The organism is Methanoregula sp. (assembly GCF_028679125.1).
GTDB lineage: Archaea > Halobacteriota > Methanomicrobia > Methanomicrobiales > Methanospirillaceae > Methanoregula.
This window is the reverse complement of sequence record NZ_JAJRCG010000010.1, coordinates 37,567-64,058: the sequence shown is the minus strand read 5'-3', so window position 1 is coordinate 64,058 and position 26,492 is coordinate 37,567. Positions and strand designations below refer to the sequence as shown.

The window sequence follows — 26,492 nt, the reverse complement described above, 5'->3', positions numbered from 1 at the left end:
ACAGTACACGGATCAGTATCCAGCGGGGTGGAACTGCATGAAATCCGGACGGGCGGCCATCATGGTCATACTCATCTGTGCCGCATGCCTGGCACTGCCGGCAGCAGCTGCTGTCTATTACAGCGCAAGCACCCCGCAGATCATCACCAAGGGGGATACTTTTTCTGTCAGCGGTACGGGCGCGGTCAATGGCACGGTTGCCCTCTGGGTCATCGGCAGGGATCACTTTGAGGTCAGGACCGTTGCCCCGGATCGTCATGGGAATTTTTCCCTCCTGTTCAAATCCACCGAGACGATGAAATTTTCCAGCGGTCAGTATGCCATCGTGTTCCAGGATCCGGGGCCCTCGGGTACGATGGAGATCGAATCCGGTCATGACAGTACCGGCAATATCACCCTCATGAACCGGGGGAAGATCATCGCGCGGTTCGGTTCCGAAAAGAATCTCAAAGGCAATGTCGAAGAAGAGACCCACGCGCTGACCTCATCAGCCATCCTCCAGGGCGTTGACGATACCTTCCTGACGGAATATTTCTTCGTGGAGGAGCCCGCGGTCCACTTCAATGAGATCATCCCTGCATCCGGATCGCGCCTGCCCGACAAGATTTCAGGAAACCAGATCCGGATCACCGGCACTACCAATATGGGGACGGATGACCTGCTCGTGGCAGAGATCCGGAACGCTGACACGAATAATCCCGTTACATCGAAAAAAATCCCCGTTCTCTCCGGCAGCAGCCTGAACCGCTGGAGTTATGTGCTGGACGAACCCGGCCTTGAACCGGGTAACTACAATATTTCCGTTGGCTGGACAATAACCAATTCAACCGGTACCGGCACTGCACTATTCTCCGTCCGGGGAGAAACAACACCGGTACCACCATCTCCCACACCAATCCTCGTGATGGATGATGTTCCGCTCCCGAAGGGACTCGACACCCTGCTGATTCTCGGCATGATCTTCGTATTCGCCGTTATCGTGTATACAGTGACGAAAAAATAAACCGGTGTCCTGTGAACACCGGGTAAAACCGGGTTGAAGATCAGGAGAAGTAGCCGACGATATTCCGGAAGATCTGCATGTTCAGCGACTCCTGCGGCAGCGCACGACCCTCGCGTCGTGCCTGCTCGCGGAGGAGCGGCCAGTCATACAGGTTGGAACATTCCATTGCCCGTTCGGGGTGCGGCATCATACCGAGCACCCGGCCGTTCGCGGAGGTGATGCCGGCAATGTCTTCAACCGATCCGTTCGGGTTGTACGGGTACTCGCCATCAGCAGGGCTCATATCCTCCCGGCAGTAGGTGAACGCAACCATCTTCTTCTGTTTGATCTTTTTGAGGGTCTCCGGTGAGCATGAGAGGTTGCCCTCCCCGTGAGAGACCGGACAGTAGATCCGCTCGATCCCTTTGGTCCAGAGGTTCTCGTTCGCCGGCTTCAGGGTGACGAACCGGCACTCCAGCCGACCGCCCCGGTTAGGCATCAGGGCAATCTCCCGGGCATAGGTCCGGTCAAACGCGGGGACCAGCCCGAGGTTTGCCAGGATCTGGAAGCCGTTGCAGATGCCAAGCACGAGGTTGTCGCCATCCATGAACTCCTGCAAATCATCCCAGATATTATTCCGGATCCGGTTCGCGTAGGCATTGCCAGCCCCGGTATCATCCCCATAGGAGAACCCGCCCGGGAAGACGAGGAGCCGGTAGTCTGCCAGGGACCGGTCACCTGCGATCAGGTCGTTGATGTGCACGGTATCGGCGTCCATGCCGGCACGGGCAAGGGCTGCCTGCGTCTCCATCTCGGAGTTGATCCCGTACCCGCTCAGGATCAGGGCTCTCTCGCAAATCCGATCCGGGACCGCAGCTGCCTTTGGCGCTGCCACCGGCCTCCGGATATTCCTGCGAACGGTTGCCATCTCAGTACCCCCTGAATGGTGATTTATAGGATTTTTCAAGATCCGCGATCGCTACATCGAGGAGGAGCGTCCTGCCGGTAATCCGGAGCCGGCTTCCCCCGGTCCTGCCGAGCAGCACCGCATCCGGCCCGAGCGCCTGCTCGAATGCCCGCTTGTGGTCCGGTGCGATAGTGACCACGAACCGCGAGAGCGATTCCGAGAAGAGGAAGTAGTCCGGGCGCAGGGTGTCCGGGACGGGCACCGTCAGGTCCATACCGAGCCTGCCGCCAACCGCGACCTTCGCGACCGCTACCGCAAGGCCGCCATGGCTGACCGGGAAAGCCGAGGCCACGAGTTCGTGGGCGATCGCGCCGGCAAGCCGGATGTAGCGCTCCTTTGCTGCCGCTGCATCCAGCACCGGCACGGTGTTCCCGATACTACCGAGCTGGGCGAAATATTCCGATCCGCCCAGTTCCTCCCGGGTTGCACCCACAACGTACACGAGATCGCCGGGGATCTTTGCATCAAGCGAGACTGCTTTGCCAGCATCGGGATGCACACCAATGGACGAGATGAGCAGGGTGGGTGGGACAGAGACTTTCACCGGGTTTCCCTCCGCGTCATACCCGGAGAAGTCATTGAACATACTGTCCTTGCCTGAAATGAACGGCGTGCCAAACGTTTTCGCAATATCGTAACATCCCTGTGCGGCACGTTTCAGCTGCCCGAGGCGCCCGGGATCATTGGATGAGCACCAGCAGAAGTTATCGAGGATGGCGATCTTATCAGGTGGAATACCCATGGCAACCAGCCCCCGTATCGCCGTGTCGATCCCGGCGCCGGCCATGTTGTACGGGTCGATCTCGGAGTACGAGGGGAAGAGCGCCTGCGAGAGCCCGACCGCCTTCTTCGAGCCCGGCACGATCGTTGTCAGGGACGCAACGGACTGCACCCTGCCTTTCCCCTGCACCGGCCCGAGCACGTGGCCACCCTGCACGGTATGGTCGTACTGGATGGTGATGAACTCCGTGGAGCAGATGTTCTTCCGCTGCATCATCGCAAGCAGGGCGGCATCGAGCCGGTCGGGACACGGCGTGTCCGGCTCCGGGTTGGTCGTCTTCATAAACGTCGTTGTCAGGTGTTTCTTCGGCAGCCCGTCATGGAGGAACGCGAGTTCGATGTCCATGACAACGATACCGGCACACTCCACCACGCACTTCCCTGATTTGGTAAATGTGCCGATAACGGTCGCCTCAACCTCGCGTCGCTCCATCAGGTCCATGAAGGTCTTGAGGTTCTCCGGCGGCACGGCAAGCGTCATCCGTTCCTGCGATTCGGAGATCCAGATCTCCCACGGGGCCATGCCGTGATACTTCAACGGGACATTGTCGAGCTGCACGTGGCAGCCGTTGCACTCCTTTGCCATCTCCGCCACCGAGCAGGAGAGCCCCCCGGCGCCATTATCCGTGATGCTCCGGTAGAGCCCGAGATCCCGGGCCTCCTTCACGATCACGTCCGAGAACTTCTTCTGCGTAATCGGGTCGCCGATCTGCACCGCGGTGACCGGGCTCTTCGGGTCAAGCGCTTCGGATGAGAACGTTGCGCCGTGGATCCCGTCCTTGCCAACCCGGCCTCCGACCATCACGATCAGGTCGCCGGGCTCTGCTTTTTTCTCGAACAACTTCTGCCCGTCCCTCTCCCGGGGCATGATGCCAACCGTGCCGGCAAAGACCAGCGGCTTTCCCGCGTACCGGTTGTCGAACCAGCAGAAACCCTGCGGGGTCGGGATGCCCGAGCAGTTCCCGCCAGCGCCAACGCCCCGCACGACCCCGTCAAGGATCTGCCGGGGGGGAAGGACCGGATTTGTACCGTCCTTCCCGCGGAAGAGGGGCACCGCTGCATCGGGGTCGCCAACGCAGAATCCGTAGATGTTGATACAGGGCTTTGCTCCGAGACCGAACCCGATCGTATCCCGGTTCACTCCCACGATGCCGGTCAGTGCCCCTCCGAACGGGTCGAGCGCTGACGGGGAGTTGTGGGTCTCCACCTTGTGCGTCACGATGTACTGGTCATCGAAGATGATCGCGCCGGAGTTGTCCGAGAAGACTGATACGCAGATGTCCTTCTCCCCAGCAGCCTCGCGGATCTCGTTCGTTGCGGCCTGGATGAAGGTTTTGTAGAGGCCTTTTGGTACATCGTCGTCCAATGCGGAGGCAAAGATCGTGTGCTTGCAGTGCTCGCTCCAGGTCTGGGCAAGCGACTCGAGTTCCACATCGGTGGGCATTCGCCCGAGATCCTGGAAATAATCCCGGATCGCATGAAGCTGGGCAAGGTCGAGCGCAAGCGGACCCCGGCGCTGGCGGGTCTTCGGGTCCAGGATCCCTTCCTTCCCGATCGTTACCAGTTCGGCATCGTCAAGATCAAGGTCCACCGGTCCCGCGGTCGGCAGTTCGTGGAGCTCCACGTGCGGCACGATCCGGTCCATACCCGTCTTTCCGTACTCCTGCCGGGTCTTCATGTGGATCCGGTTCACGAGCGGGTTTGCAAGCGTTCCCGCAAGCCGGGTGAGCATCTCAGGCGCAAGCCTGCCGCGGACAAAGTAGAGCTGCGAGGAGCACACCGCCTCCTCGTCCCCGAACCTCATCGAGAGGAAATCCTCGATCGTCTGCCGGGCCGTGGTACCGACATTATCGGTCACGCCGGGGAGGAAACCCACCTCGATCGCCTCATCGAACAACGCTTCCGTTGCTTCGTCCACCGTGAATTCCTGCACAACCGGGTTGACGAGCTGCCGGGCAACCTGCACCAGCTCGTCCCGGGTAAAGTCCCGGGCGGTTGTCGCGATCGTGTACACATCGGCAAGGTGCAGTTCGTCAACCGGGATCCCGAGCGACCGGATCCGGTCCGTCCGGGTCTTCAGCCGGGGATCTTTGGTAAAGTGAACTTCTATGCGGTGGACAAAAGAAGCCATGTATACAGATTTCGGCGCATGGGAGAAAATAGGTATCGTCCTTACCCATGGAGGCAGGCGTTTCCCGGAACAGGTGTCTCTTTGGGAGTTACTTTGTTGTCACGACAACCGGGTCGAGCGTTGCATCGATCAGCAGGTCGAAGTCCACGGTGTCCAGCCAGCCGGCCTTCTCGAACATGCTCATGAAACAGACGCCTGCCACCTTTGCCCCGGCATGCTTCCGGGCAAGATCCCGCACCTGCTCTTTCGTCACCGGCATCATCGGCATGGCAAGCCCGCCCATGAACACCAGCAGTTTCGGGTTGAGCGTTACGGGGCCACCGGAGACCTGCATCCCCACGTCCTCGACATACTGGATCTTTTTTGCCTTTGTCTCATCGAGCAGGGGCACAAAAACCTGCTCCACGTGAAGGCCCCGGACCGCAACCGCATTGAGCTCGACAAACGGCGTGCAGGTCCCCACGCAGCCGTAATACACGATCTGGTCCCCGTCTTTTAAGCCCAGGCCCTGCACGAACGCCTTGAACGGGCGGAGGATACCGGGTATGCTCTTCGTTATTTCCCGTGTTGCCATGATCTGTCAGCTGATCTCGGGTGCGCTGCGGGATAAGGATTGTGAAAAAAACAGATGCTGGAACGGGTTACCGGTTCGCAGCCAGGTGGTAGAGCCAGCCGGCCACGAGCGGAGCAATGATTGCACCGGCAATGATAACAACGCTGCCCGGGGAATAGTTCTGCCGGATGACAAACTCCCGTAACAGGATCATCGCGGCATAGATTACCCCGAGAAGGACGGAAAGGAACCGTGCCAGCGCCAGGGGATCGGCAGGCCGCACAACGGGAAAGTAGGCCAAGAGGAGGAGCAGGAGGAACAGCACATAGGTATACGGGATCAGGGAGGGGGGAACGAAATACTGCTGGAGGTAGGAGAAGACACCGCTCATCATAAAGACCAACAGGAGAAGCATGGCCTCCTTAGTGGTGAACGGGTACCAGTACATGGTGATGAGGATTCCTTTGAACTGCGTACTGATGAGTGTTGCGGTAAGGCGGGTTACCGGAACCGGTCATCCGACCGGGCGGTCTCCGCATTGCCGGCAACCGCTCCGAGCCACCCGCACCGTGAACCGGGATGGGAATCGAATGCCGGGACATACGGCTTGAGATCGAGGAGCGGCGTCCCATCCAGCACGTCAACATCTTCAATGGTCAGCATCCCGGCGGCCACATCCACGCCAAGGAGCCGGACGATCGAGAGCCCGATCGCGTTGGGGCGTTTCGGCGACCGGGTGGCAAAGATGCCGCGGGGCGTTGTGTCAAGAAACGGAATGACCGTGAGGCTGTGGCCGGCGCACTGGTGGAACGCGTAGATCAGGATCACCCGTTCGAACCCGTCAAGATCGCGGAGGCCTTCACGGAACGGTGCGAGGATCTCAACGGTCCCCCGGGTGCCCCGTGCGCCGTTCGGCTGGATGGGCATACCGGCAATGTCATGGTAGGGTGTGTGGATCACACCAACCGGAGCATAGGTATGGCGTGCTGGACTATCGCAGGAACCGGGCATACAGAACATTCCGGCTCTTCGTCAAAAAAAGGTGTTGCCCCAAAATCAGGGTATTGCCATCATCGTACTGCGCTTCATATCGAGTTCCCACGCGGCGCGCGAATCTGCAACGGTCTCGCGGAACTGGTGGGTGAGATCCTTGATCCTGGCGTTGGTGATCTTCAGTGCTGCTGACGATTTGCTGGTCAGGGCGGCAGTGAGGTTGGATCGCTGTGCATCGATCTGCTGCGACAGGTTTTTCGCAACCGTTGTATCGATGCCCTGCTTCCCGAGAGTGCGGAGGGTGAGCGTGCGATCGTGGGATTCCAGGTTAAACACGGTCAGCCGGGAGGATTCATTCCGGAGCGAGAGCACACGGGTATCGTTGGTTGAACGTGCAAAACTGCTCGCATTCACGGATTCGCGGATCCTGGCTTTCTGTGCCGTGCTGTTCCCGTTGAACTCTATCATCCGGGCCTTGGTTTCTTCGGAAAATTCCCGGGTTTTGCTGTTGAGGATCTCGCGGGCCTCGGTGATCTCGGCAGCGGTCTGCATGAGGGGAATCGATGATGCGGTCACGAGATAGTCATCATGGATCTCCCGGAGGGTTATCGCACCGGTCCCGTTGCTGATCGTGTTGATGTACTGGATCGTGCCATCCATGCGGGCATCCAGCGATTCACTGACAAAGGCGACATGGGTTTTGAGGGATGCGATCGCTTCCGGCTGGTCCTCAGCATTCGGATCGTTACTCTTCGGGATAGTGTCACTGTCAACGGTTGCCGAAACATACGGCACGATAAGCATCAGGATGAGAAGGCACGCCACTGCCCGGAGTACTCCTTTCACATTTCTCAAAACCACTCTTTGTTCACCTCATATACCGTGATAATCGAATCACTTCCCAAAAGTGGGAGAGCTCGTTAATAATATTGACATGATGGCAGCGGTTATTCGTATAACCGCGGGGTTAGATCAATACCAGTTTCCCGTTCTCACGAGCAACGGTACAGTGCAAAGAGATCCCCACCCGGCACAGGGAATGTCCGTACGAGCGAACTACTATACCTCGGGCAGACACAAATTACCTGAGGATACCTGCGTGGCAAAGGACTATTTCTTCCGGACCGATCGATCCGCGATCATCAACGAAGATCTCTTTGCCACCAGAAAGATCGCAAAGGCGGGCATCGACCTCGTGGTCACGTCACCTCCCTACAATGTGGACATCCCGTACAATTCCCACGATGACCGGGGCTCCTATGCAGAGTACCTGGATTTCTCGTCCCGGTGGATGAAGCGGTGCCACGGGTGGCTGAAAGCCGACGGCCGGTTCTGCTTAAACATCCCGCTTGACAAGAACAAGGGCGGTCAGCAGAGCGTGGGGGCAGACCTTACGACCATTGCAAAAGAGGCGGGCTTCTCCTACCACTCAACGATCATCTGGAACGAGGGGAACATCTCGCGCCGGACCGCGTGGGGGTCATGGGCGAGCGCTTCAGCGCCGTACGTGATCGCGCCGGTCGAGTTGATCGTGGTTCTTTACAAGGACTCGTGGAAGAAGACGAGCGGATCCCGCGAATCGGACATTACGAAAGAGGAGTTCATGGCCTGGACCAACGGCCTCTGGACATTCAATGGCGAGAGCAAGAAGAAGATCGGGCACCCGGCACCGTTTCCCCTTGAGCTGCCCTGCCGGTGCATGAAACTGTTCTCGTTTGTTGGGGACACGGTGCTCGACCCGTTCATGGGAAGCGGGAGCACGCTGGTTGCCGCAGGACGGTGCAACCGGCAGGGCGTCGGGATCGAGATCGATACCCGGTACTGCGAGCTTGCACAGCGCCGGATCGAGACTGAGATCTGAACGGGCGTGATCCCTCAAGGCCCGGTTTTGTCGTTCGGGTCTCCCGTATTTTACCGGTTTCCTGCCCGGAACGGGCCGTTTCAACCAGAAACTTTGTAAATGAACCCGTCATTTTTGTACAATCATGCACTACACCATCATAACGGAGTCCCACGAGAAGGGCGGTTTCACTGCCCGTTGCGTGGAGATCCCGTCCGCCCGTGGTTATGGCAACACTCAGGGTGAGGCCATTGCCAGTATCCGGGAGGCAATTGAAGTGGTGCGGGAAGCCCAGAATGAGGAACTGCATAAAACCATTGCATCCGTTCATTCCGAGATCATCAAGATCGAAGTCGCTGACTCCGCATAAGTTTCCCGGGTGAACCGGGGAAAAAATTTCTCTCTTTTTTTGTTGACGATACCATGGTTCATGCGCTGATATCCCGGCACGCGGGGATATTTTCACCCCCCACCGATGTACTACAAAATGCCGGGGGCTGTTAGATTAGTGTTTTATATATTCCCCACAGCCTCAACGTTCCCGGGTTGTTGCACGGATGTTCCGAAAGTAAACATGAACTCAGACTTCGATGAGCCACCGGGTGTAGCTCAGCCACCACGGCAGTTGACAATCCGCCCAGTACCCAACTGCCTCACATCACCGCGCCATCAGCGCGAACACACCCCATCCAAGGTATTCACGCGTGTATGCGGCGTAGCGTGGTGGTTCCGATGTCAGGCTGGCCCTGACTTCTTTCGCGAAGTCGTCGTCGGGATTCGCGTCGAGCCATCGGCGCATGGTGAGCCACTTGGCCGCTTCGTACCTGTCCCAGCCGTCCTGGTCAGCCAGAACCATTTCCACAACATCGTAGTTGAGGTCGTTAAAAGACGCGAGAAGTTCCGGGAGCATGAGAAAGTCGGAGACAGAATGGGCACCGCATCCCCTGGCAACGTCTTCCGACGGGGGTAACTGCCGCCAGTAGGGCTCGCCGATGAGGATGATTCCTCCGGGACAGAGACTCTTCGCCAGAAGCCCGATAGTGCCGGCGACCCCCCCGCCGATCCACGTGGCACCGAGACAGGCTGCCACCCCGACTTTTTCGTCGGCAACGTAGCCGGCAGCGTCGCCGTGGATGAACCCGACCCGATCGGCGACTCCAAGTTCTTCAGCCCGGAGTTTCGCCTGTTCGGTGAACACCGGGCTCATGTCGATGCCGACGCCGGTGATTCCGTAATCGCGTGCCCAGGTGCACAGCATCTCGCCCGAACCGCTGCCGAGGTCGAGTACACGAGCCCCCGGTTCTAGGCGCAACGCTGCTCCGAGAGTAGCGAGCTTTTCCGGTGTGAACGGATTATGGATGCGGTGAGCACTTTCGGTAATGGTGAAGATACGTGGGATGTCCAATGCACACACTCCTTTTACTAAATTATGTAATAACCGGAATATATCCTTCGTGACAGGAGTAGTTGGCAGGGGTTTTAACTATCACACATCATCCTCAACGTTCCCGGGTTGTTGTTTTGGTGTTCTGTAATGAAGGGGCTGTACTCGATGAGCCAATGTGCAAATCTAATACAGCCCCGTTCCGTGAAAATATCCCGGAAAAGTATTCGCGATCATATCCCACAGGAGAGAAGGAGAGTACCGCATGGTCATTCTCATTAAAGTCTGTTTTTTCAGACACATTTCCTTTTTTTTTGGTTCACAACAGGATGGATCTTGTGGGGGCTGGACCGAGGGATGCGACATCTTCAGTCGCAATTTCTTCCGGCGCCAGCACGTACGAATGTACACTAAATTTTGTTTCTAAAAAAAGATTCAGAACCCCGCCGGATCCACCGCATCCCACCGGACCTTCGCCTTCTGTACGAACCACCATGCCGGCACCGCGAGGATCAGCGAGGCAAGAGCGAAATACGGGTTCGCAAACGCTGCGGCAGTAAAGAGCACGATCACAATCCCCACAAGGATGAGATACAGGGCAAGCACCTTCACATCATAGACCAGCACGTTGGGAGAGAGTCCGCAGAGCCAGGCCATGACCGCAACGGCATAGAACGAAACCGCGAGGCCGAGAACTACTGCGGGGACGAGGAACGCGATCTCACCGGAGAGGATCGCAACGACCGCGATGAAGATGGCCGGCAGCAGCTGGAGTATCGTGAAGGTGGTGAGCTTTCCCGCGATCAGCGTGCTGACCGCAACGGGCAGGCAGGCGTACGGCCCGAAGTTGTCGAACATCGTGACCCACGTGTACATCGTGGACGCGATAACGCCGGTGGTGATCGCGAAGATGAAGAGCAAGCCGTGCGGCGGGAAGTACGGGCCCAGCAGCGAGAGGAAGAACCAGATCACCGCGAGGGGAAGGATGAACGAGAAGAGCGTCTGGCCTATGAGGCTCCCGCTCCGGTACAGGTCGATGGCATCCTTGGCAGCGAGCGGGGGGTTCGGGAGGAACGAGAGCCGGGCCATGAGGGGCGAGAACGCGTTCCGGTAATTCTTCTCCGACCCCACGGACTCCGGGTTGAAGAGCGCAATTGCGACCCCGAAGAGGATCGCGAGGATGGCGCAGGAACCGATCAGGTTCGTCCACGTGAATGCATGGTTGAGGAGAAGCGGCGGGAAGAAGAGCGCCGGGTTCGTACCGGTCACCACGGCAAGGCCGGCCCCTCCTGCAACAACAGCAAGGAGGATGAGCCAGAGCGCCGGGCGCGATCGGGCATAGACCGTGGAGAGGAAGAAGACAGCGCAGAGGCCGAAGAGGAACGCGAGCGTGAGCGTGAGGAGGAGAAGCAGGGCGCTCGCGAGGGAGACCCCGATAAACGGCGAAGCGATGATGTACCCGAGGCCGAAGGGCAGGACCCAGAGGAAGAAGTAGTAGACCGTGTCCTTGACAACGAAGTTCGAAAAGATAAACGATTCTTTGAGCGGGAGGCTCCGGGCAGAATAGGCGAGCAGGCTTGCCTGGCCGAACCTGCGGTTCATCACCTCGTTCCCCAGGAGGCCGAACCCGCCGACCATGATCCCGAGCATCAGGTAGCTCGCGTGGAGGATCAGCGTCAGGTTGCCTGCGGGGAGCGTTGTCTGCATCAGCGGGACGAGAAACGCGCCCATGAACGCGATCCCGAAGATCATGACCGGGAAGAGGGCAAACGAGAGGCTGCCGAACATCGTGGAATGGATCCGCCACTCCTCCTTCATCATGGCATGGAAGAGTTCAAGCATGGTGATCCTTCCGGACGAGCGAGAGGAAGAAGGCGGGCAGGTGCTCGCCCCTGCCGGTCAGGTCGGCGACCGGACCGGTGTGGAGCAGGGTCCCCTTGTGGAGGATCGCGAAACCCGAGCAGATCTCCTCGGCCACTTCGAGAATGTGGGTGGAGATGAAGATCGTCTTTCCCTTCTTCACGTAGCCCGCGAGGTACTCCTTGACGAGGTCCTGCATGATCGGGTCGAAGTTGATCAGCGGCTCGTCAATCAAAGCAAGTGCCGGCTCATGGATGAACGCCTGCGTGAACATCAGTTTCTGCCGGGTGCCCCGCGAGAGATCCTTGCAGAGCACATTCTTCTTGTCGGCAAAGTCGAGGAAGTCGAACCACCAGTCCGCCTTTGTCTCGATGTCCGGGATCTTCCGGACCGCGGCAACGAACCGGAGATACTCCATCGCAGTGAGGAAACTGGGCGGGGTCTCCTGTTCGGGGATGATCCCCACCCGGCTCCTGACACCGACCGGGTCCTTTGTCACGTCAACCCCGAGCACGGTTGCCGTGCCACCGGTGGGCCGGGTCTGCCCGGTCAGCATCCTGATCATTGTGGTCTTGCCGGAGCCGTTCGGGCCCAGGAGGCCGAAGAGCGCTCCTTCTTCAACCGAGAGGCTCACGGTGTTCACAGCCTGTACATCGCCATAGGTTTTCGATAAGTTCCGTGCTTCCAGTACAATCGTCATGCTTTCATCCCGTTCCAGATAAAATCCAGTCCCTCGTCAATGATCTTCACGCGTTCGTCCGCCGTCTCCGCAAGGGAGGCGCTGGCGATCAGGCCCGAGAATGCCGATGCCATCATACAGAAGAGGAGCATCGGTTCAACAGTGCGGATCTCGCCCTTCTTAATCCCGTCCTGCACCAGGTCCTTGAGAAAGAGGAAATGAGACATCCCCTCCTCGTGGGCGCTCGTTGAGACAAACGGGGAATGGGCGAACTGTTCCATGAACTTCATCTTTGCCGGGTTCTGGATCCCCCACGCAACCGCATTGTGACCGAGACGCTGGAGCTTTGCCTGCGCGGTCTTCTCCTTCTCAATGCCCCGGCACATGGCCAATGCCGCTTCGCTCTTCACCTGGCGGTAGAGCGTATCGATCAGGTCTTCCTTGGTTTTAAAGTAGAAGAAGAGCGTGCCGGTGGCAACGCCGGCCTCCTTCGAGATCAGCGAGGTCGGGGTGCCGAAAAACCCGCGCTCGGTGAAGAGGGTGAGCGCGGTTGCAAGGATCGCTTCCTGTTTATCCGGGCCCGGTTCACGCATGGGACTTCTCCCGGGTGAAGAAGCGGCCGATCCGCCTGGCCTTGTTGATGCACCAGAGCCCGCCTTTCATGACGGGGACTGCGATGCCCATCATCCCCTCCATCTCCTTTGAGACCTCCTTCATCAGCGAGGGGATAGGGAGATGCTGGGGGCAGGCTTTCGCGCACTTCCCGCACTGCCGGCAAAGCCCGGCATAGGACTTCTCACCCATAAGCCCGCCGTGCCGGCCAATGTACTGGAACTTTCCCGCACGGTCGTGGGGGAAGAGGGCGTGCGCATTATAATTTGCAAAACAGCCGGGAATATCGACACCGGCCGGGCAGGGCATGCAGTACCCGCAGCCAGTGCACCCGACCTTCATCAGCCGGTGATACTCGTCCCGCACCCGGCCGATCAGCGCCCGCTCATCCTCTGTGAGTGAACCCGGCAGCGCCGAACCCGCTGCCCGCAGGTTCTCATCGATGTGGACTTCGTCGTTCATGCCGGAGAGGACGACCGTCACTTCCGGGTGATCCCAGACCCAGCGCAGGCCCCATTCAGCGGGCGAGCGCTTCACCGGCGCCTCGTCCCACATCTTCCGGATCGTCTCCGGCATCCGGCCGGCAAGGTTGCCGCCCCGGAGCGGCTCCATGATCATGACTGCGAGCCCCTTCGACGCCGCATACTTCAGGCCTTCCGTCCCGGCCTGGTTCTTCTCGTCAAGGTAATTGTACTGGATCTGGCAGAACTGCCAGTCGTACGCGTCCACGATCTCCCTGAACTCCTCCAGCCGGCCATGGAAGGAGAACCCGGCATTCACGATCCGGCCATCTTTTTTTGCGGAATCGAGGAACTCAAGGACACCCAGGTCCCGCATAATCGTAAAGCTCTTACCGGCAAGGCTGTGGAGAAGGTAGTAATCGATATGATCTGTTTTGAGGATCGCAAGCTGGCCGTTTAAGATCCGGTCCATGTCCTCCCGCTCGAAGACTTCCCAGTGGGGAAGTTTGGTCGCGATCCGCACCTTCTCCCGGTAGCCGTCTGCCAGCGCCCGGCCCAGCACCTGCTCGCTCTTCCCGAAATGGTAGACCGGCGCGGTATCAAGATAGTTGACACCATTGTCGATCGCGTGACGGATCTGGCGGATCGCACGCTCCTCATCCACGCCCCCGGCCCGGGTGGACGGGAGGCGCATACAGCCGAAGCCGAGAATCGAGAGTTTGTCGCCGGTCTTGGGAACGGTCCGGTATAACATCAGGAACACCAACGTAAATTGACTGGTCAGTCAATAGGATGGTGTTATTTATTAATTTATGGATCACCCCCTCGACGAGTCCCCCGTTGTGAAATACCTGGCCCCAGCTTTCCGGTCCCCGGATCCAGCCTCCCGCCATTTCCCCGGCCAGGGAAAAGCACCGAAACCCCCCTCCCGGATCAACCAAAAGGCAACAATTAGACGTTTTTTCGAGCGCATCTGAGGCATAAAACGCAAAAATACCTTCAATAAACCCATATTTCAAAACATTACTCTATAATTCGCCAAAAAACGCGACTATCAGAAAACCCGTTTTTCAAATCAGGCTCCGATTGGAAAACAGAGCGTTTTGCGGGCACTTATTTTTCGGGGGGAGAGTAAGTCAAAACACCCCAGAAAACAGGAGTGCCCCCCAAGCCCCTACTCAGAGCAGCGTCTCCAGGATCTCCCCGGCATCCCGGACGAACTTCGGGCATTTTGTCTTGAACGCACCCGCTTCCCGGGCCGCCGCAAGCTGTTTCGGATCCGAGAGATCGTACCCGAGCAGTTTCGTACAGCTCAATGATTCGTTCCGGCGCCGGAACTCTGCGATGAACTCCTGCGCCTTCTCGTACGTCTTCTCCTTTGACGCAAGGTCGCCCAGCTCCGTACGCCCGTACTTCATCCCGATCACCATCAGGGCGCCCGAGACCGCGCCGCAGGCGTTCCCCGTATGCCCCATCCCGCCGCCAAGACCGCAGGAGAGCATGAGGGCAGTCTTCTCGTCAATACCGAAGTCTCGTGCAAACGCACAGCAGACCGCCTGCGAGCAGGACCAGCCCCCCGCGAACAGTGCTGCTGCATCGTCACCCTTGGTAGGTGCCATGCTATACCGGTTATCCCGGGAATAAAAAGGGTTGTTGCCCGCGGGGCTCCATACCTTTTTTTCTCCCGCAGTCCAATGCACGTGAAGACAGTATTCTCAAATAGCGCAGGTCTTACCATGCAGTACCGGTTTGCAGACAGGGTGGCACGGGCACCGGAGTCCTTTCTCGAAGAACTCTTCCGGGTCTCTTCCGATCCCTCAATCATCTCCTTTGCCGGGGGGCTCCCCTCTTCTTCCCTCATCGATACCGAAGGCATAGCACGGGCGGCCCGCGAGGTCATGGACGAAGAGCCGCAGGTCGCCCTCCAGTATACAACGACAGATGGCTACCTCCCGCTCCGGGAGTTCATCGCAGACCGGTACCGCAAGCGGCTCGGCATCCCGGCAACCGCTGACGAGATCCAGATCGTCAACGGCTCGCAACAGTGCCTTGACCTCTTTGCCAAGCTCTTCCTCAACACCGGTGATCACGTGGGCATGGAGCGGCCTGGCTACCTCGGGGCAATCGAGGCCTTCTCGCTCTACGAGCCGGTGATCGATACCGTGCCGCTCGAAGAGGACGGCCCGGATCTTGATGCATTCGAACGGCTGGTAAGGGATACGCAGGTGAAATTCTTTTATGGCATCCCCAACTCCCAGAACCCATCCGGGCTGACCTACTCGCAGGAAAAGCGGAAAGCTGTTGCGGAGATCCTTGACGGGAGCAGCACGGTCTTCTACGAAGATGACGCTTTTGGGGAACTCTTCTTCGATGCCTGTCCAAGGCTCCCGGTGAAACGGTGGGTCCCCGACCAGGCCGTGATCTCCGGCTCGTTCTCCAAGATCGTGGCACCGGGGATGCGGATCGGGTGGATGTACGCGCCTGAAGGGATCCTCGCAAAGTTCAATGTCGTCAAGCAGGCAGCCGACCTCCACTCCAACTTCCTCTGCCAGAAGATCCTGCACCGGTACCTCACCACCAGCGATCTCGATTCCAGTATCCGGAAGATCGTGGCGGTGTATGGCCGGAAGTGCCGGCTGATGTGCGATCTCTTCGACGACCTCATGCCGCAGGTCCCGCACACCCGGCCGGAAGGCGGCATGTTCCTGATGGCCACCCTCCCTCCGGGCTTTTCGTCCCGCAGGGTGTTTGACGAAGGAGTCAAAAACAAGGTCGCGGTGCTGCCGGGCCTTCCCTTTTACGTGGACGGGGGCGGTACGGACACGATCCGACTGAATTTCTCATCGGCATCCAAAGACCAGATCACGGAAGGTATGCACCGGCTGGCACGGGTCATTGCATCGCTCTCGGCATAAACCGATAAATACCGGATCACATAAATAGCGAGATTATCCGAATAACCTGTACAGGAAGATGATGATACTGTGCGAAAATCTTGTGCAATCCTGATCGTAATACTCGTCGTATGTGCACTCAGCATAGCTGTTGCCGCGCCGGTTGCCGCAGATGGCGACACCCCCGTGGGGGCCGTTACGACCGAACCTCCGGTAACCGCCCCGCCAACCGCAGAGCCGACAACTGAACGTACCACGGTGCCTACAACAGAACCCACTCGGGAACCGACGGTTACCGTTGCCACACTTGTTACCCCCGAAACAACGGTAACGGTCCCGACCGTGGTCACCCATGAGACAACCGTTACCGTGCCTACCGTAGTTACCCAGAAAACAACGGCAACCGTGCCCCCGGTTGTAACAACGGAACCGACCATCACGATAGTAACCATCGAACCCACGGAAGTCGGGGGCGGCAAGGGTTACATCGACACCTACTGCAATGTAGATGGTGCATCCGTATCATTTGACGGCAGTTACCAGTGCACGATCGCGCAGGGAGTCTGTACCGTCGGGGTCTCCCCGACAGGAACGCCAATCAGGACCGTCTCGGTTACAAAAACCGGGTATATCCCGTGGTCCGGACCCCTGGGAAGTATGCCGGAGAACGGGCAGCACGTCGCGGTCTACGCGACCCTGAACCCGGTCACAACCGCCCCGACAACGGCGCCCACGATAACAATAACACCAACCCCGATCCAGACCGGCACGATCTATGCCCAGTCAAGCCCCGTTGGTGCGCTGATCTACCTGAACGGTAACTCCTACGGGTATTCACCGGTCACGATCCCGAACCTTGCGCCGGGAAGTTATACCATGAAGGCATCCCTGAACGGGTACAGCCCGAACACGCAGATTGTCACCGTCTATGCCGGACAGACCTCCTCCTATTATCCGGTCCTCCAGGCATCTCCTCCGTCACCCCATAGTACCGGTACGGTCTACGTGACCTCAAATCCCACCAATGCGCTCGTGTACGTTGATGAGAACTACCAGGGAAAAGCGCCGCTGACGGTCACCCTGTACCCCGGAAGCCACACGTTCAGGCTTTCCCTCACCGGGTATTCTGATTATACTACAACCCTATACGTGAATGGCAACACCAACCAGAACCTCAACGCGGTCATGACCACCGCAATCTACGGCACGGCCGCGATCACCTCCATGCCCGGGGCGAACGTCTATATGGACAGCGCATCACAGGGAAAGATCCCCTCGTCCGGGACCCTCACCCTCCATAACGTGGTAAGCGGCAACCGCCTCTTCAAGGTCACGGCCTCCGGGTACAATGACTGGCTCAACACCATTTACATCCAGCCGAATGTTGTCACGCAGATCAACGCGGCCCTGACGCCTATCGGCGTGAACCCCACACCGGTCCCGGCTACCGGGGCGCTTGATGTCGTGTCCACACCCGCCGGTGCCGAGATCTATGTCGACAACCTGTTCAAGGGGTATACCCCGTCAACGCTTACCGGCATTGCCCCCGGAGATCACCAGGTCCTGCTCAAGTATACCGGGTATGTCGATTACTCGCAGACCGCCACGGTGAACTCCGGGCAGACTACGCCCCTTGCTATCAGTATGCAGCCCGCACCCACGCCGACTCCCGCATCCGCGCCCTCCCTTGCGATTCTCATCGCGGGGCTGGTAGCGGCAGCGGGTATCGGTGCTGTGCTCAGGAGGCGATCCTGAAATGACCTGTTCATGTTCCAAATCAACCAGACTATGGGCGGCCTCGCTCCTTGTGATTATTATCATCGGGGCCCTCACGGTATTTGCCTATACCAGTGAACAAAACGCGCTGAAGAGCGTAACCCAGGCGGGGATGAAATCCACGGTCTCGGTCATGGCGACCCAGGTCCATGCGGGCGATCTCGCCAATATCACCACGGGAAGCGAGACCTCACCGGAATATCTTACCGTGGCAACGAACCTCCAGACCATGCGCAGCATGGATGACCATATCCTCAATGCCTATATCCTGAAGGTCTACCCCAACAAGACCGCGATCTTCCTCGTTGATGACCTCTACCCGGATGACCCGGCGGGATCGGCAAAGACCGGCGAGGTCTCCACAGCTCCCGACAAGATGGAGATCTTCGCTGCCCTCTCCGGGCCGACCACATCACGTGAACCGTACACCACCCAGTACGGGTCGTTCATGAGCGCCTATGCCCCTATCGATGATTCGCTTGGCGATTCCAGCGGCAACACGGCCGCGGTTCTTGCCATCGACATGTCTGCAAAGGATTACAATGATGCCACCACAAAGGGCGGGCTTATCCTCCTTACCGGTCTTGTATCGATCATCCTGGCAATCGGTGCCATCTATGTTTTCGGCGCCCGCAGGGAAGAAGAGAAAAAAGCAGATTAAGTGAATGACGGGGGATCATATTCCCCAAAATCTCTATTTTACCACCGCACCCACAGTACCGGGTATGGAATTTCCCAAATCAGTCGTACTTGTCACCATCATTGTCACAGCACTGGTGATCTGTGCGGGATGCACCCAGTCAACTCCCGCCGTCAAAACGGAGTCTTCTGCCTCCGCTGCCGTTACCGCTCCCGCGGTCACTGCTGCACCTGTAGCATCGGCATCCGTATACCACACCATCCCTGCACTTTCGGGAAAGAATGTCCTGCTGGAGACCTCGATGGGAAACATCACCATCAAGCTCGATCCCGCCATGCCCATCACGGCCGGTAATTTTGAGATGCTGGTCCAGAAAGGCTACTACAACGGGGTCATATTCCACCGCGTCATCGACGGGTTCATGATACAGGGTGGGGACCCCACCGGTACCGGCAGGGGAGGCCCGGGATATGTCATCCCGGATGAATTCACGAGTACCAACAGCAACAGCCGCGGCACCGTTGCCATGGCAAACTCGGGTACCAATACCGGCGGCTCCCAGTTCTTCATCAACCTCGTGGACAACAACGGACTCGACACAAAGCACCCGGTCTTCGGCACGGTTGTCGAAGGAATGGATGTCGTGGACGCCATCGGGAAAGTCCAGACCTCAGGAGGCAAGGTCAACCGCCCGCTCCAGAATGTCACAATCATCCGTGCGACAATGGTCTGAACCATCCTTTTTTCCCATAGCATTTTGATATAACCGTAATCCCCATACTGTTAAGGATACTATGACAGCACCAGAACAACCAGGAAAAATTGCACGGATCGAGACGAATATGGGCACGATCCGGATCGCGCTTGCACCCGACATGCCAATTACCGCTGGCAACTTCGAAAAACTTGTTAACGAAGGGTTCTACAACGGGATTATCTTCCACCGCGTTATCAACGGTTTCATGATCCAGGGCGGCGATCCAAAAGGGAACGGCACAGGAGGCCCGGGTTACGCTATCAAGGACGAGTTCCCGCCCGGCAACCGGAACGACCGGGGCACCATCTCGATGGCAAACGCCGGCCCCAACACCGGGGGATCACAGTTCTTCATCAATCTCGCTGACAACAACTTCCTTGATGGCAAACACCCGGCTTTCGGGAAGGTCATTGAAGGTATGGATGTTGTCGATAAAATCGGCAAGACCAAGACCCTCCGGGAAGACCGGCCGAAGAACGATGTCACGATGGTAAAAGTGACCATCGAATAAACCAGTCAATTGCGCGTATCAAAGCGTAATCCTTTTTTTATCCTGCACAGGACGTGAAAAGATCACAGCGTGGGATCAGCTGATCCAAAAAAAGAATGATCGATCGGGCAGCGGAAAGGACTATCCTTCTTTTACCGCTGCTTCCGGCTTCTCTTCAGACGCTTCCTCATCGTCGCCCGGCTTATGGGTCTTCATCGAAGGGAAGAGGATCACTTCCTTGATGGAGTTGTTGTTCGTGAGGAGCATCACGAGCCGGTCGATACCGATACCGACCCCGCCGGTCGGGGGCATGCCGTACCCGATCGCGTTGATGAAGTCGTAATCGATCATCTGGGCCTCGACATCGCCGAGACGGCGCTTCTCGTCCTGTGCCTCAAACCGCTCCTTCTGGTCGACCGGGTCATTGAGTTCCGAGAACCCGTTGCCCACCTCCATGCCGGCAATGAAGAGCTCGAACCGCTCGGTGAAGCCCTCCTTCTCGCGGTGGCGCTTTGCCAGCGGCGAGTTCTCTACCGGGTAATCGTAGATGAAGGTCGGCTGGATCAGGTTCTCCTCAACGAGCCCCTCAAAGAAGGCAATGAGGTATTCGCGCTGGCTCTGCGGCTTGTCCGGGTCCTCGATCTTGTGCTCATGGGCGAGCTTCCGGAGTTCCTCAACCGTGTGCGCGAAGATATCGATACCGCCGATCTCCTTCACGGCATCGGCCATGGAGATCTTCTTCCACGGCTTGGTGAAATTGAGCGTGATCTCTCCAAAGGGAATCTCGGTCTTTCCGTGGACCTGCTGCATGATGGACGTGACGATGTCTTCGGTGAGTCCCATCATGTCCCTGAAGTCCCGGTACGCCCAGTAGATCTCAACCATCGTGAATTCAGGGTTGTGATCGCTGTCTATGCTCTCGTTCCGGAAGTTCCGCGAGATCTCAAAGACCTGCTCGAATCCCCCGACAACAAGCCGTTTCAGGTACAACTCGGGGGCGATCCTGAGGAAGAGTTTCTGGTCGAGGGAGTTGTGGTAGGTGGTGAAGGGTTGCGCATTTGCCCCGCCATAGACCGGCTGGAGGATGGGGGTCTCGAACTCCAAGAAGCCGTGGTCGTCAAGGTACCGGCGGAGGAGCGAGATGATCCGGCTCCGGCTCCTGAAGGTCTGCCGGTTCTCATCGTTGACGATCAGGTCCACGTACCGCTGACGGTAGCGCTTCTCCACATCAGTTAACCCGTGGAACTTCTCCGGCAGGGAACAGACCGCTTTGCACAGGAGGGTAACGGAATCCACCCAGATGGTGATCTCGCCCAGTTTTGTCCGGAAGACGTGGCCTTCAACCCCGACAATGTCGCCCCGCTCGACATACTGGTTGAAGAGTTCGAATTGATCCTCCCCGAGATCGTTCTTGCGGATATAGAGCTGGATCTTACCGCTCTCGTCGCCGAGATCGGCAAAGATGGTCTTGCCATGGTTCCGCACGATGTAGATTCTCCCTGCCGTCGAGACGCTCTCCGCACTCTTCTCATGGGTGATCTCCGCGAACTTCGTCTTGATCTCAAGGACGGTGTTCTTGCGGTCGAACGTGGGAGGGAACATCGCGAGCCCTTTCTCGCGGAGGGCGACAATCTTGTCAAGCCGCGTCTGGTCGAATACAGTATTTTCAGTGGGACTGGTCATGGAAAAACACCCGGGGTATGGGGAGATATGTATCGTAATAATGCGATGCCAAAAGTAATAATACCTTCAGCACCTGCGACGGAAAATGAACGCCGGGTTATTCGCGGTCACGGCGCCTGCGAAGAACCTCGGATGCATATTTTGCAAGGCCATAAACCCCGTCGGTGGACGGGTGGACCTCGATGAAATCATCGAAATCGTGTACGGAGAAGTGGTGCCTCATCAGGAGCGCCATGTAGCCGGCGATCAATCCACCCCCGGGGGACGCAGAACACATGCCGCTGATCGAACCGTCCGGTGCGATCTGGATCTTCGCAAACCCGGTATCGGATGCCGGGACCGACCAGAAGGTGCCGGGACCGGCCGGCCCCGGTACAACGAGAGGCTTTGCTTTCGGGTTGCCATCCGAACAGAAGGCCAGTTCGTACCCGAGATTGAGCGCCTGCGGAATGTGGTTGTACTCCATCTTCCGGTGGTTCCCAAGGATGTTGTCCGCGGCAACGATCCCCTGCTGCCGGGCAACCGGGGTCAGGAACGGCGGCCCGGTCACGTCCCCGCCGGCATAAACACCGGGGACATTCGTCCGCATGTACTCGTCCGTGATCACCTCGCCGTTCGGTCGTTTGGCAACCCCGTCGAGCAGTTCCGAATTGGGGGTGAGGCCGGCAGCGATGAGAATGGCATCGCAATCAAGCACGTCATGACCTGACGCGCTTTTCAGATCCAGCAGCAGGTTCCCCGGCCCGCCCCCGACAGAGAGTACATCGGTCTTTTCACGGATCGCCACACCGGCAAGCTCACGGTACGCCCGTTTCCGGAGCTGCTCATCGAGGCTTTTGAGGAATGTGCTCCGGGAGAGGATCGTCACCCTACTCCCGAAACGGGAGAAGATATACGCGAACTCCGCCGCCATGATCCCCCCGCCGATGATCGCGAGATGTTCCGGCAGGTGGTCCATACTGCGAAGCGAATGCGGGGTATAGATACCGGGAGCCGAAATTCCCGGAATAGCCGGGATCATGGGGCGGGAGCCGGTCGCGAGGATGACTGCATCGGCATCCAGTTTTTCATCGCCGAGAACGACCTGTTTCCCATCGAACCGCCCTTCCTTCCCATAGCGGATCTCCACACCGGCATCCCGTGTCTCCTTGTCGAGGACGGCGGTGATCGTAGCCTGGATCTTCTGCATTTCCTTAAGGAGTTCCGGGAAATTTACCTTCGGGACCGAATCGGTAATCCCGAGATCCCGGAATGTGCCGGCAGCCTGGAGATGGCGCGCAACATCGTTCAGGGCACAGACCGGCATGCAGCCGAAATGAAGGCACTGCCCGCCGATTCCCCCTTTCTCTATGAGAGTGACCTCTTTTCCGGCCGTTGCAAGGCGGATCGATGCCAGCCGTCCTGCCGGCCCCCCGCCAAGGATAACGATCATGGGTATCCCGCCCCGCCGCGGGCGGGTTGGCACTCATCATCGGGAACATCAGGAACGCAGGAAAAGAGAATCGACTGTAATGGCCGGGAACGTTTACGGAAAAAAAGGAGATGGGGGTTCATTCTCTTTAGAAGACTTCGACGCCTTCATCCATCGGTTCCGAGAGCAGTTCGCCCGTGAATGCATTCACTTCCACGATCTTCTTGCCCCGGATCTGCCATACGGGAATATAGACCTGCTTTGCATCGACCGTGATATTCTTGCGGTCGGGCTTGAGGACCTTCTCCTCGTAGAAGATCGCATCTCCCTTTTCCTGCTTGATGCGGACCTTCTGGGTGAGCCGATCGATCAGTTCGCTCACGATCCGCTCTGATGCCTCATCTTTCCGGATATGGGGATCGCAGACTTCGGCACCTCCGGGGATCTCCTTCTCCTCCACGAGTTTACCATCGAGATCGATCTTGATCCCGTTGATCGCATTGATCGCACCCCACCCGTCAGCGTCGAACGGTATGCGGCGGTCCTTGTATACCTGCTCTCCCGTGCTCGTATAGTGGAAGAGGAAATAGGGGATGAACCTGAGCTTTGCGGTTCCCTGGATCCCCCCGGCCCGGATTGCAGCCTGCTCGGTGAGCTTGATCGGGAAGTGGAGGAGGGTGATCCCAGAGGGTTCCTCCTCTTTCTCGGCCGCCGCTGCAACCGCCGCTTTCTTTGCCTTTGAGGGCGTGAGATCGAGTGCCAGTTCGCGGCCAACGATATCTGCAAGTACCGCTTCACCGGTATACCGCACGAACTCGTCAACACCCCACTGGATACAGTTCTCGGTACCGGGATCTTTTTCGAGCGTGAAGAGCAGCTTCTTGCAGGTCATCTCCTGGTCATCGATCATGAGACTGTAATTGGTCTTGTCGAACTGTGCAATCATAGGGCGGTCGTTTGAACAGAGCACAAGAAGGCATGTGCTGTCACGGACTGCTGAAAGGTCGAGGGGTTCGTCAACCTCCTCCACCTCAAAACGAGCCGCTTCAAGAATGAGCCGCATCGCATTCTTGGCTTTTTCCCGCATATCGTGTTCCATCATGAATACTTTTCATGGACTTATAGAACAATTTTTCTATTGAAATGCCCGAGATTACTGCAATGATGGTACCCTTGAAGTTTGTCAACCATATTATCGAGGACTATGCCATCCAGGTCACGTTTGATCCCACAACCGGGGAGGGAAAGGTTGTCTACAACCTTTCCCTGATCAAAAATGAAGATCTTGACTTTGCCATATCTATCTTGAAAGATGCAAACAGGACCGGTGTCAGTGTCAGCGGGCTCGTCAGGTTCCTTGCATCGGGAGAGAAAGTTTCAGGTTTTGTCATCCCGGCCGGTTCCACGGGGATCTGTACCCTGTGCAGCATCACGTTCGACGGGCTCCTGATCCGGCGCGGCATACCGGTCAACCCGATCGGCGGTGGCGTTGTCGAGATCGAGAACATGACCCCGGTACGGTTCACGCATATCATTCTCTACGAACATACTACCATCGATCCGCTCCAGGTGCTTATCTCGCAGAAGACCACGTCCGTAACAAACGTGATGCACAAGGGCAGCGGCAACATCCTCGCCAATATACGGGAGTTCCACATGGAGGCAGAGCCCCTTGTCGGACAGGTGCTGGATGAACTTGCAGACAGCAGTTATTCAGGCATCCTTGAGGTGGGCATTCCCAACGTGCCCCTGCTCGGTGTCCCGGTCAATCCCCAGTTCATCGGTATCGCCGCAATCGGAGGGACCAATCCGCTCGCCGCGATCCGTGAGGGGGGGCGATGGGTGCAGATCCAGGCAATGAAAGGCCTGATGGATATTTCAGAGATGGTAGATATCCGGGATTTCTGAACGGAAAACCTGGTTACTACCAGATACCCTGTGCCGGGCATACCTCTCTGCGATGCGCGCGATTTTGTCTATTCACCTGAAGACAGATCACAGAACAGGCAGTAAGAAGGATACATTCCCGGGCCCGGGCGAGCGCCGGGTATTATTACCTTGAATGAAAAAGAATTGGTGATGCTAGGATGGGACGGGGAACTGCCTTCCCCTACAGTCCGGACAATAGAGGAGATGCGCCCGGTCCTTGCCGATTCGTCGTGTTCCGGTGAGGGGCCGCTTTACTCCATGTACCGCGATCTGGCAAAGTCGGACGCGGACTGGCGGTGGCTGCATTCCCATCACCTGAGGTATGACCTTACCGTTATTCCGCCCCGCGATCTCTGCGGGGAACGGGTGAAGACCAAGGGCCATTACCACCCGAAGACTCCCGCGGGTATGGGCTACCCGGAGATCTACGAGGTTCTTGAGGGGCAGGCACACTATCTCCTCCAGTCGCGCGATCTTCGCGATATCGTTATGATCCGTGCAGGTACGGGAGAGGTTGTCATTATACCACCGGGATATGGGCACGTCTCCATCAATCCATCTCCGGATAAAACGCTTGCCATGGCAAATATCGTCTCCACCACCTTTGAGAGCGAGTACGGGGAGTACGAGTCGCACCACGGGGCTGCATATTTCGATTTGTGTACCGGGGAACTCCGAAAGAATCCACGGTATCCTGCTGTTCCCCCGGTCAGGTTTGTGAGGGCAAGGTCCGGACACGAGGCGCACCGGATCGTCAGCGGGCCATTGTACAGCCTGATAGGAAATGAGAAAGCGCTGGACTTCCTGAACAGACCAGAAGACTACGCAGCTATTCTGGACATACTGCTAAAAGATTAGGTGCCGGCTGCCGCTTGTGTTCGCTCTTTTTTACGAGCGCGAGCACTTTCTCTTCTGTCGGTGTCCGCGCCAGCCACTGCTGCTTCTCAAGAGATTTTAACGAGGTATCGATCTCGGCATAGGTGAGGCCGATCTCCTTCTCATCGCTCTGCCCTTCCCATAAGCCGGCAGAGGGGACCTTCTTCATGATGGGCTCCGGTATACCCAGTTCCCGGGCAACGACATACACGTCTGTTTTGTAGAGGTGGAGGAGGGGCTGGATGTCAGCGGCATTGTCGCCGTATTTGGTGCAGTAGCCCACCAGGTACTCGCTCCGGTTTGAGGTGCCGCAGACGATCCGGTTGTCCCGGTTCGCGTGGTAGTACAGGGTGGCCATGCGGATGCGGGCCATCAGGTTCCCAAGAAGGTACGGCGTCTCCAGAAATCCCGGCAGGGAACGGTACGCATCGAGCAGGGGATCGATGCTGATGACCTCATGGGACATCTTCAGGAGATCACATAATTTCCCTGCATCCCGGATATCGTCCGGGTTACTGACAGACGTCGGCAGTGAGAGCCCGAGGACATGGGCCGGCCCGACGGCCCGACAGCAGAATGCCGCCGCAACTGCCGAGTCTATCCCCCCGCTCAGGCCGATGACGATCCCCCTTGATCCGGTATTCCAGTATGCATACCGGATCATCTGTTCCACCCTGCCCATCCTGCATCCGAGCCCGTTATCCACGTCCATGTTCGTACTCCAGTAAGTGTTAATGGAAGATCTTTTTCAACTGTTCGGTAACCTCAGTACAGGGCAGTCCTCCCACCCCGTT

26 protein-coding genes are annotated in these 26,492 nt (G+C 57.8%); 10 read left to right on the top strand and 16 right to left on the bottom strand.

The features are described from left to right. The first annotated feature begins 37 nt into the window (after positions 1–37). The gene (locus LUQ43_RS08515) at positions 38–1,003 is read left to right on the top strand and encodes a hypothetical protein (RefSeq protein ID WP_299966286.1); all 966 of its coding nucleotides are present in this window, start codon (positions 38–40) and stop codon (positions 1,001–1,003) included. Positions 1,004–1,043: 40 nt separating this feature from the next. Here LUQ43_RS08515 and LUQ43_RS08510 read toward each other — a convergent pair whose 3' ends face one another. From LUQ43_RS08510 to LUQ43_RS08485, 6 genes are all read right to left on the bottom strand, one after another. Next, positions 1,044–1,910, bottom strand: coding sequence for a phosphoribosylformylglycinamidine synthase subunit PurQ (locus LUQ43_RS08510; RefSeq protein ID WP_299966283.1), 867 nt, complete (start codon positions 1,908–1,910; stop codon positions 1,044–1,046). A 1-nt stretch (position 1,911) separates the two neighbouring features. Beyond that, complete coding sequence (locus LUQ43_RS08505; RefSeq protein ID WP_299966281.1) at positions 1,912–4,860, bottom strand: AIR synthase-related protein; 2,949 nt, start codon at positions 4,858–4,860, stop codon at positions 1,912–1,914. A gap of 88 nt (positions 4,861–4,948) precedes the next feature. After that, on the bottom strand, positions 4,949–5,434 hold the full coding sequence (locus tag LUQ43_RS08500; protein ID WP_299966278.1) for a DUF2124 domain-containing protein: 486 nt from the start codon (positions 5,432–5,434) through the stop codon (positions 4,949–4,951). A gap of 67 nt (positions 5,435–5,501) precedes the next feature. After that, on the bottom strand, positions 5,502–5,861 hold the full coding sequence (locus LUQ43_RS08495) for a hypothetical protein (RefSeq protein ID WP_299966275.1): 360 nt from the start codon (positions 5,859–5,861) through the stop codon (positions 5,502–5,504). A 53-nt stretch (positions 5,862–5,914) separates the two neighbouring features. After that, positions 5,915–6,424, bottom strand: coding sequence for a tRNA (N6-threonylcarbamoyladenosine(37)-N6)-methyltransferase TrmO (tsaA, locus tag LUQ43_RS08490; RefSeq protein ID WP_299966272.1), 510 nt, complete (start codon positions 6,422–6,424; stop codon positions 5,915–5,917). 45 nt (positions 6,425–6,469) lie between these two features. Further along, the gene (locus LUQ43_RS08485) at positions 6,470–7,231 is read right to left on the bottom strand and encodes a hypothetical protein (protein WP_299966269.1); all 762 of its coding nucleotides are present in this window, start codon (positions 7,229–7,231) and stop codon (positions 6,470–6,472) included. Between the two features lie 214 nt (positions 7,232–7,445). Here LUQ43_RS08485 and LUQ43_RS08480 point away from each other — a divergent pair, with 214 nt between their 5' ends. Both LUQ43_RS08480 and LUQ43_RS08475 read left to right on the top strand, forming a co-directional pair. Beyond that, positions 7,446–8,267: a site-specific DNA-methyltransferase gene (locus LUQ43_RS08480; protein WP_299966266.1), complete on the top strand. Its 822-nt coding sequence runs from the start codon at positions 7,446–7,448 to the stop codon at positions 8,265–8,267. A gap of 124 nt (positions 8,268–8,391) precedes the next feature. Further along, entirely contained in the window at positions 8,392–8,616 is a 225-nt protein-coding gene (locus tag LUQ43_RS08475; RefSeq protein WP_299966263.1) for a type II toxin-antitoxin system HicB family antitoxin, read from the top strand. 288 nt (positions 8,617–8,904) lie between these two features. Here LUQ43_RS08475 and LUQ43_RS08470 read toward each other — a convergent pair whose 3' ends face one another. From LUQ43_RS08470 to LUQ43_RS08445, 6 genes are all read right to left on the bottom strand, one after another. After that, positions 8,905–9,651 (bottom strand): class I SAM-dependent methyltransferase, encoded by a 747-nt coding sequence (locus LUQ43_RS08470; RefSeq protein ID WP_299966260.1) that lies wholly within the window; start codon positions 9,649–9,651, stop codon positions 8,905–8,907. A 414-nt stretch (positions 9,652–10,065) separates the two neighbouring features. Beyond that, entirely contained in the window at positions 10,066–11,472 is a 1,407-nt protein-coding gene (locus LUQ43_RS08465) for a hypothetical protein (RefSeq protein WP_299966257.1), read from the bottom strand. Then, positions 11,465–12,190 carry an ABC transporter ATP-binding protein gene (locus tag LUQ43_RS08460; protein WP_299966255.1) on the bottom strand — a complete coding sequence of 242 codons (726 nt, stop codon included), beginning with the start codon at positions 12,188–12,190 and terminating at the stop codon, positions 11,465–11,467. Before LUQ43_RS08460 ends, LUQ43_RS08465 begins: the two co-directional genes overlap by 8 nt. Beyond that, positions 12,187–12,762: a TetR/AcrR family transcriptional regulator gene (locus tag LUQ43_RS08455; protein ID WP_299966252.1), complete on the bottom strand. Its 576-nt coding sequence runs from the start codon at positions 12,760–12,762 to the stop codon at positions 12,187–12,189. Before LUQ43_RS08455 ends, LUQ43_RS08460 begins: the two co-directional genes overlap by 4 nt. Next, complete coding sequence (locus LUQ43_RS08450) at positions 12,755–13,996, bottom strand: aldo/keto reductase (RefSeq protein ID WP_299966249.1); 1,242 nt, start codon at positions 13,994–13,996, stop codon at positions 12,755–12,757. The genes LUQ43_RS08455 and LUQ43_RS08450 overlap by 8 nt, the downstream gene beginning before the upstream one ends. Positions 13,997–14,420: 424 nt before the next feature. After that, positions 14,421–14,861, bottom strand: coding sequence for a C-GCAxxG-C-C family protein (locus LUQ43_RS08445; protein WP_299966246.1), 441 nt, complete (start codon positions 14,859–14,861; stop codon positions 14,421–14,423). 117 nt (positions 14,862–14,978) lie between these two features. On the opposite strand from LUQ43_RS08445, the gene LUQ43_RS08440 reads away from it, so the two are divergent. From LUQ43_RS08440 to LUQ43_RS08420, 5 genes are all read left to right on the top strand, one after another. Continuing rightward, on the top strand, positions 14,979–16,157 hold the full coding sequence (locus LUQ43_RS08440) for a PLP-dependent aminotransferase family protein (RefSeq protein ID WP_299966324.1): 1,179 nt from the start codon (positions 14,979–14,981) through the stop codon (positions 16,155–16,157). Between the two features lie 69 nt (positions 16,158–16,226). Further along, positions 16,227–17,891: a PEGA domain-containing protein gene (locus tag LUQ43_RS08435; protein ID WP_299966243.1), complete on the top strand. Its 1,665-nt coding sequence runs from the start codon at positions 16,227–16,229 to the stop codon at positions 17,889–17,891. A gap of 1 nt (position 17,892) precedes the next feature. Next, the gene (locus LUQ43_RS08430; RefSeq protein ID WP_299966241.1) at positions 17,893–18,573 is read left to right on the top strand and encodes a hypothetical protein; all 681 of its coding nucleotides are present in this window, start codon (positions 17,893–17,895) and stop codon (positions 18,571–18,573) included. A gap of 64 nt (positions 18,574–18,637) precedes the next feature. Beyond that, complete coding sequence (locus LUQ43_RS08425) at positions 18,638–19,285, top strand: peptidylprolyl isomerase (RefSeq protein ID WP_363318508.1); 648 nt, start codon at positions 18,638–18,640, stop codon at positions 19,283–19,285. Positions 19,286–19,346: 61 nt separating this feature from the next. Further along, positions 19,347–19,820 (top strand): peptidylprolyl isomerase, encoded by a 474-nt coding sequence (locus tag LUQ43_RS08420; protein ID WP_299966239.1) that lies wholly within the window; start codon positions 19,347–19,349, stop codon positions 19,818–19,820. Between the two features lie 120 nt (positions 19,821–19,940). Here the strand turns inward: LUQ43_RS08420 and lysS are convergent, their stop codons facing one another. The 3 genes from lysS to LUQ43_RS08405 all read right to left on the bottom strand — a co-directional run bounded on the left by lysS (position 19,941) and on the right by LUQ43_RS08405 (position 23,995). After that, positions 19,941–21,482, bottom strand: a complete 1,542-nt coding sequence (lysS, locus tag LUQ43_RS08415; RefSeq protein WP_299966236.1) for a lysine--tRNA ligase — start codon at positions 21,480–21,482, stop codon at positions 19,941–19,943. Positions 21,483–21,579: 97 nt separating this feature from the next. Further along, the gene (locus LUQ43_RS08410) at positions 21,580–22,914 is read right to left on the bottom strand and encodes an NAD(P)/FAD-dependent oxidoreductase (RefSeq protein WP_299966233.1); all 1,335 of its coding nucleotides are present in this window, start codon (positions 22,912–22,914) and stop codon (positions 21,580–21,582) included. Positions 22,915–23,041: 127 nt separating this feature from the next. Then, positions 23,042–23,995, bottom strand: coding sequence for a hypothetical protein (locus LUQ43_RS08405; RefSeq protein ID WP_299966230.1), 954 nt, complete (start codon positions 23,993–23,995; stop codon positions 23,042–23,044). Between the two features lie 59 nt (positions 23,996–24,054). Between LUQ43_RS08405 and LUQ43_RS08400 the strand changes: the two genes are divergently transcribed. Continuing rightward, positions 24,055–24,801 carry a DUF128 domain-containing protein gene (locus LUQ43_RS08400; RefSeq protein WP_299966320.1) on the top strand — a complete coding sequence of 249 codons (747 nt, stop codon included), beginning with the start codon at positions 24,055–24,057 and terminating at the stop codon, positions 24,799–24,801. A gap of 171 nt (positions 24,802–24,972) precedes the next feature. Further along, positions 24,973–25,680, top strand: a complete 708-nt coding sequence (locus LUQ43_RS08395; RefSeq protein ID WP_299966227.1) for a glucose-6-phosphate isomerase family protein — start codon at positions 24,973–24,975, stop codon at positions 25,678–25,680. Here LUQ43_RS08395 and LUQ43_RS08390 read toward each other — a convergent pair. Further along, entirely contained in the window at positions 25,652–26,410 is a 759-nt protein-coding gene (locus LUQ43_RS08390; protein ID WP_299966225.1) for an NAD+ synthase, read from the bottom strand. The genes LUQ43_RS08395 and LUQ43_RS08390 overlap by 29 nt on opposite strands. Positions 26,411–26,492 lie beyond the last annotated feature (82 nt).

Coding starts and splice junctions, on each gene's coding strand:
- LUQ43_RS08515 (WP_299966286.1), top strand. CDS start 38: ATGAAATCCGGACGGGCGGCCATCATGGTCATACTCATCTGTGCCGCA.
- LUQ43_RS08510 (WP_299966283.1), bottom strand. CDS start 1,910: ATGGCAACCGTTCGCAGGAATATCCGGAGGCCGGTGGCAGCGCCAAAG.
- LUQ43_RS08505 (WP_299966281.1), bottom strand. CDS start 4,860: ATGGCTTCTTTTGTCCACCGCATAGAAGTTCACTTTACCAAAGATCCC.
- LUQ43_RS08500 (WP_299966278.1), bottom strand. CDS start 5,434: ATGGCAACACGGGAAATAACGAAGAGCATACCCGGTATCCTCCGCCCG.
- LUQ43_RS08495 (WP_299966275.1), bottom strand. CDS start 5,861: ATGTACTGGTACCCGTTCACCACTAAGGAGGCCATGCTTCTCCTGTTG.
- tsaA (WP_299966272.1), bottom strand. CDS start 6,424: ATGCCCGGTTCCTGCGATAGTCCAGCACGCCATACCTATGCTCCGGTT.
- LUQ43_RS08480 (WP_299966266.1), top strand. CDS start 7,446: ATGTCCGTACGAGCGAACTACTATACCTCGGGCAGACACAAATTACCT.
- LUQ43_RS08475 (WP_299966263.1), top strand. CDS start 8,392: ATGCACTACACCATCATAACGGAGTCCCACGAGAAGGGCGGTTTCACT.
- LUQ43_RS08465 (WP_299966257.1), bottom strand. CDS start 11,472: ATGCTTGAACTCTTCCATGCCATGATGAAGGAGGAGTGGCGGATCCAT.
- LUQ43_RS08460 (WP_299966255.1), bottom strand. CDS start 12,190: ATGACGATTGTACTGGAAGCACGGAACTTATCGAAAACCTATGGCGAT.
- LUQ43_RS08455 (WP_299966252.1), bottom strand. CDS start 12,762: ATGCGTGAACCGGGCCCGGATAAACAGGAAGCGATCCTTGCAACCGCG.
- LUQ43_RS08450 (WP_299966249.1), bottom strand. CDS start 13,996: ATGTTATACCGGACCGTTCCCAAGACCGGCGACAAACTCTCGATTCTC.
- LUQ43_RS08445 (WP_299966246.1), bottom strand. CDS start 14,861: ATGGCACCTACCAAGGGTGACGATGCAGCAGCACTGTTCGCGGGGGGC.
- LUQ43_RS08440 (WP_299966324.1), top strand. CDS start 14,979: ATGCAGTACCGGTTTGCAGACAGGGTGGCACGGGCACCGGAGTCCTTT.
- LUQ43_RS08430 (WP_299966241.1), top strand. CDS start 17,893: ATGACCTGTTCATGTTCCAAATCAACCAGACTATGGGCGGCCTCGCTC.
- LUQ43_RS08425 (WP_363318508.1), top strand. CDS start 18,638: ATGGAATTTCCCAAATCAGTCGTACTTGTCACCATCATTGTCACAGCA.
- LUQ43_RS08420 (WP_299966239.1), top strand. CDS start 19,347: ATGACAGCACCAGAACAACCAGGAAAAATTGCACGGATCGAGACGAAT.
- lysS (WP_299966236.1), bottom strand. CDS start 21,482: ATGACCAGTCCCACTGAAAATACTGTATTCGACCAGACGCGGCTTGAC.
- LUQ43_RS08410 (WP_299966233.1), bottom strand. CDS start 22,914: ATGATCGTTATCCTTGGCGGGGGGCCGGCAGGACGGCTGGCATCGATC.
- LUQ43_RS08405 (WP_299966230.1), bottom strand. CDS start 23,995: ATGATGGAACACGATATGCGGGAAAAAGCCAAGAATGCGATGCGGCTC.
- LUQ43_RS08400 (WP_299966320.1), top strand. CDS start 24,055: ATGATGGTACCCTTGAAGTTTGTCAACCATATTATCGAGGACTATGCC.
- LUQ43_RS08395 (WP_299966227.1), top strand. CDS start 24,973: ATGCTAGGATGGGACGGGGAACTGCCTTCCCCTACAGTCCGGACAATA.
- LUQ43_RS08390 (WP_299966225.1), bottom strand. CDS start 26,410: ATGGACGTGGATAACGGGCTCGGATGCAGGATGGGCAGGGTGGAACAG.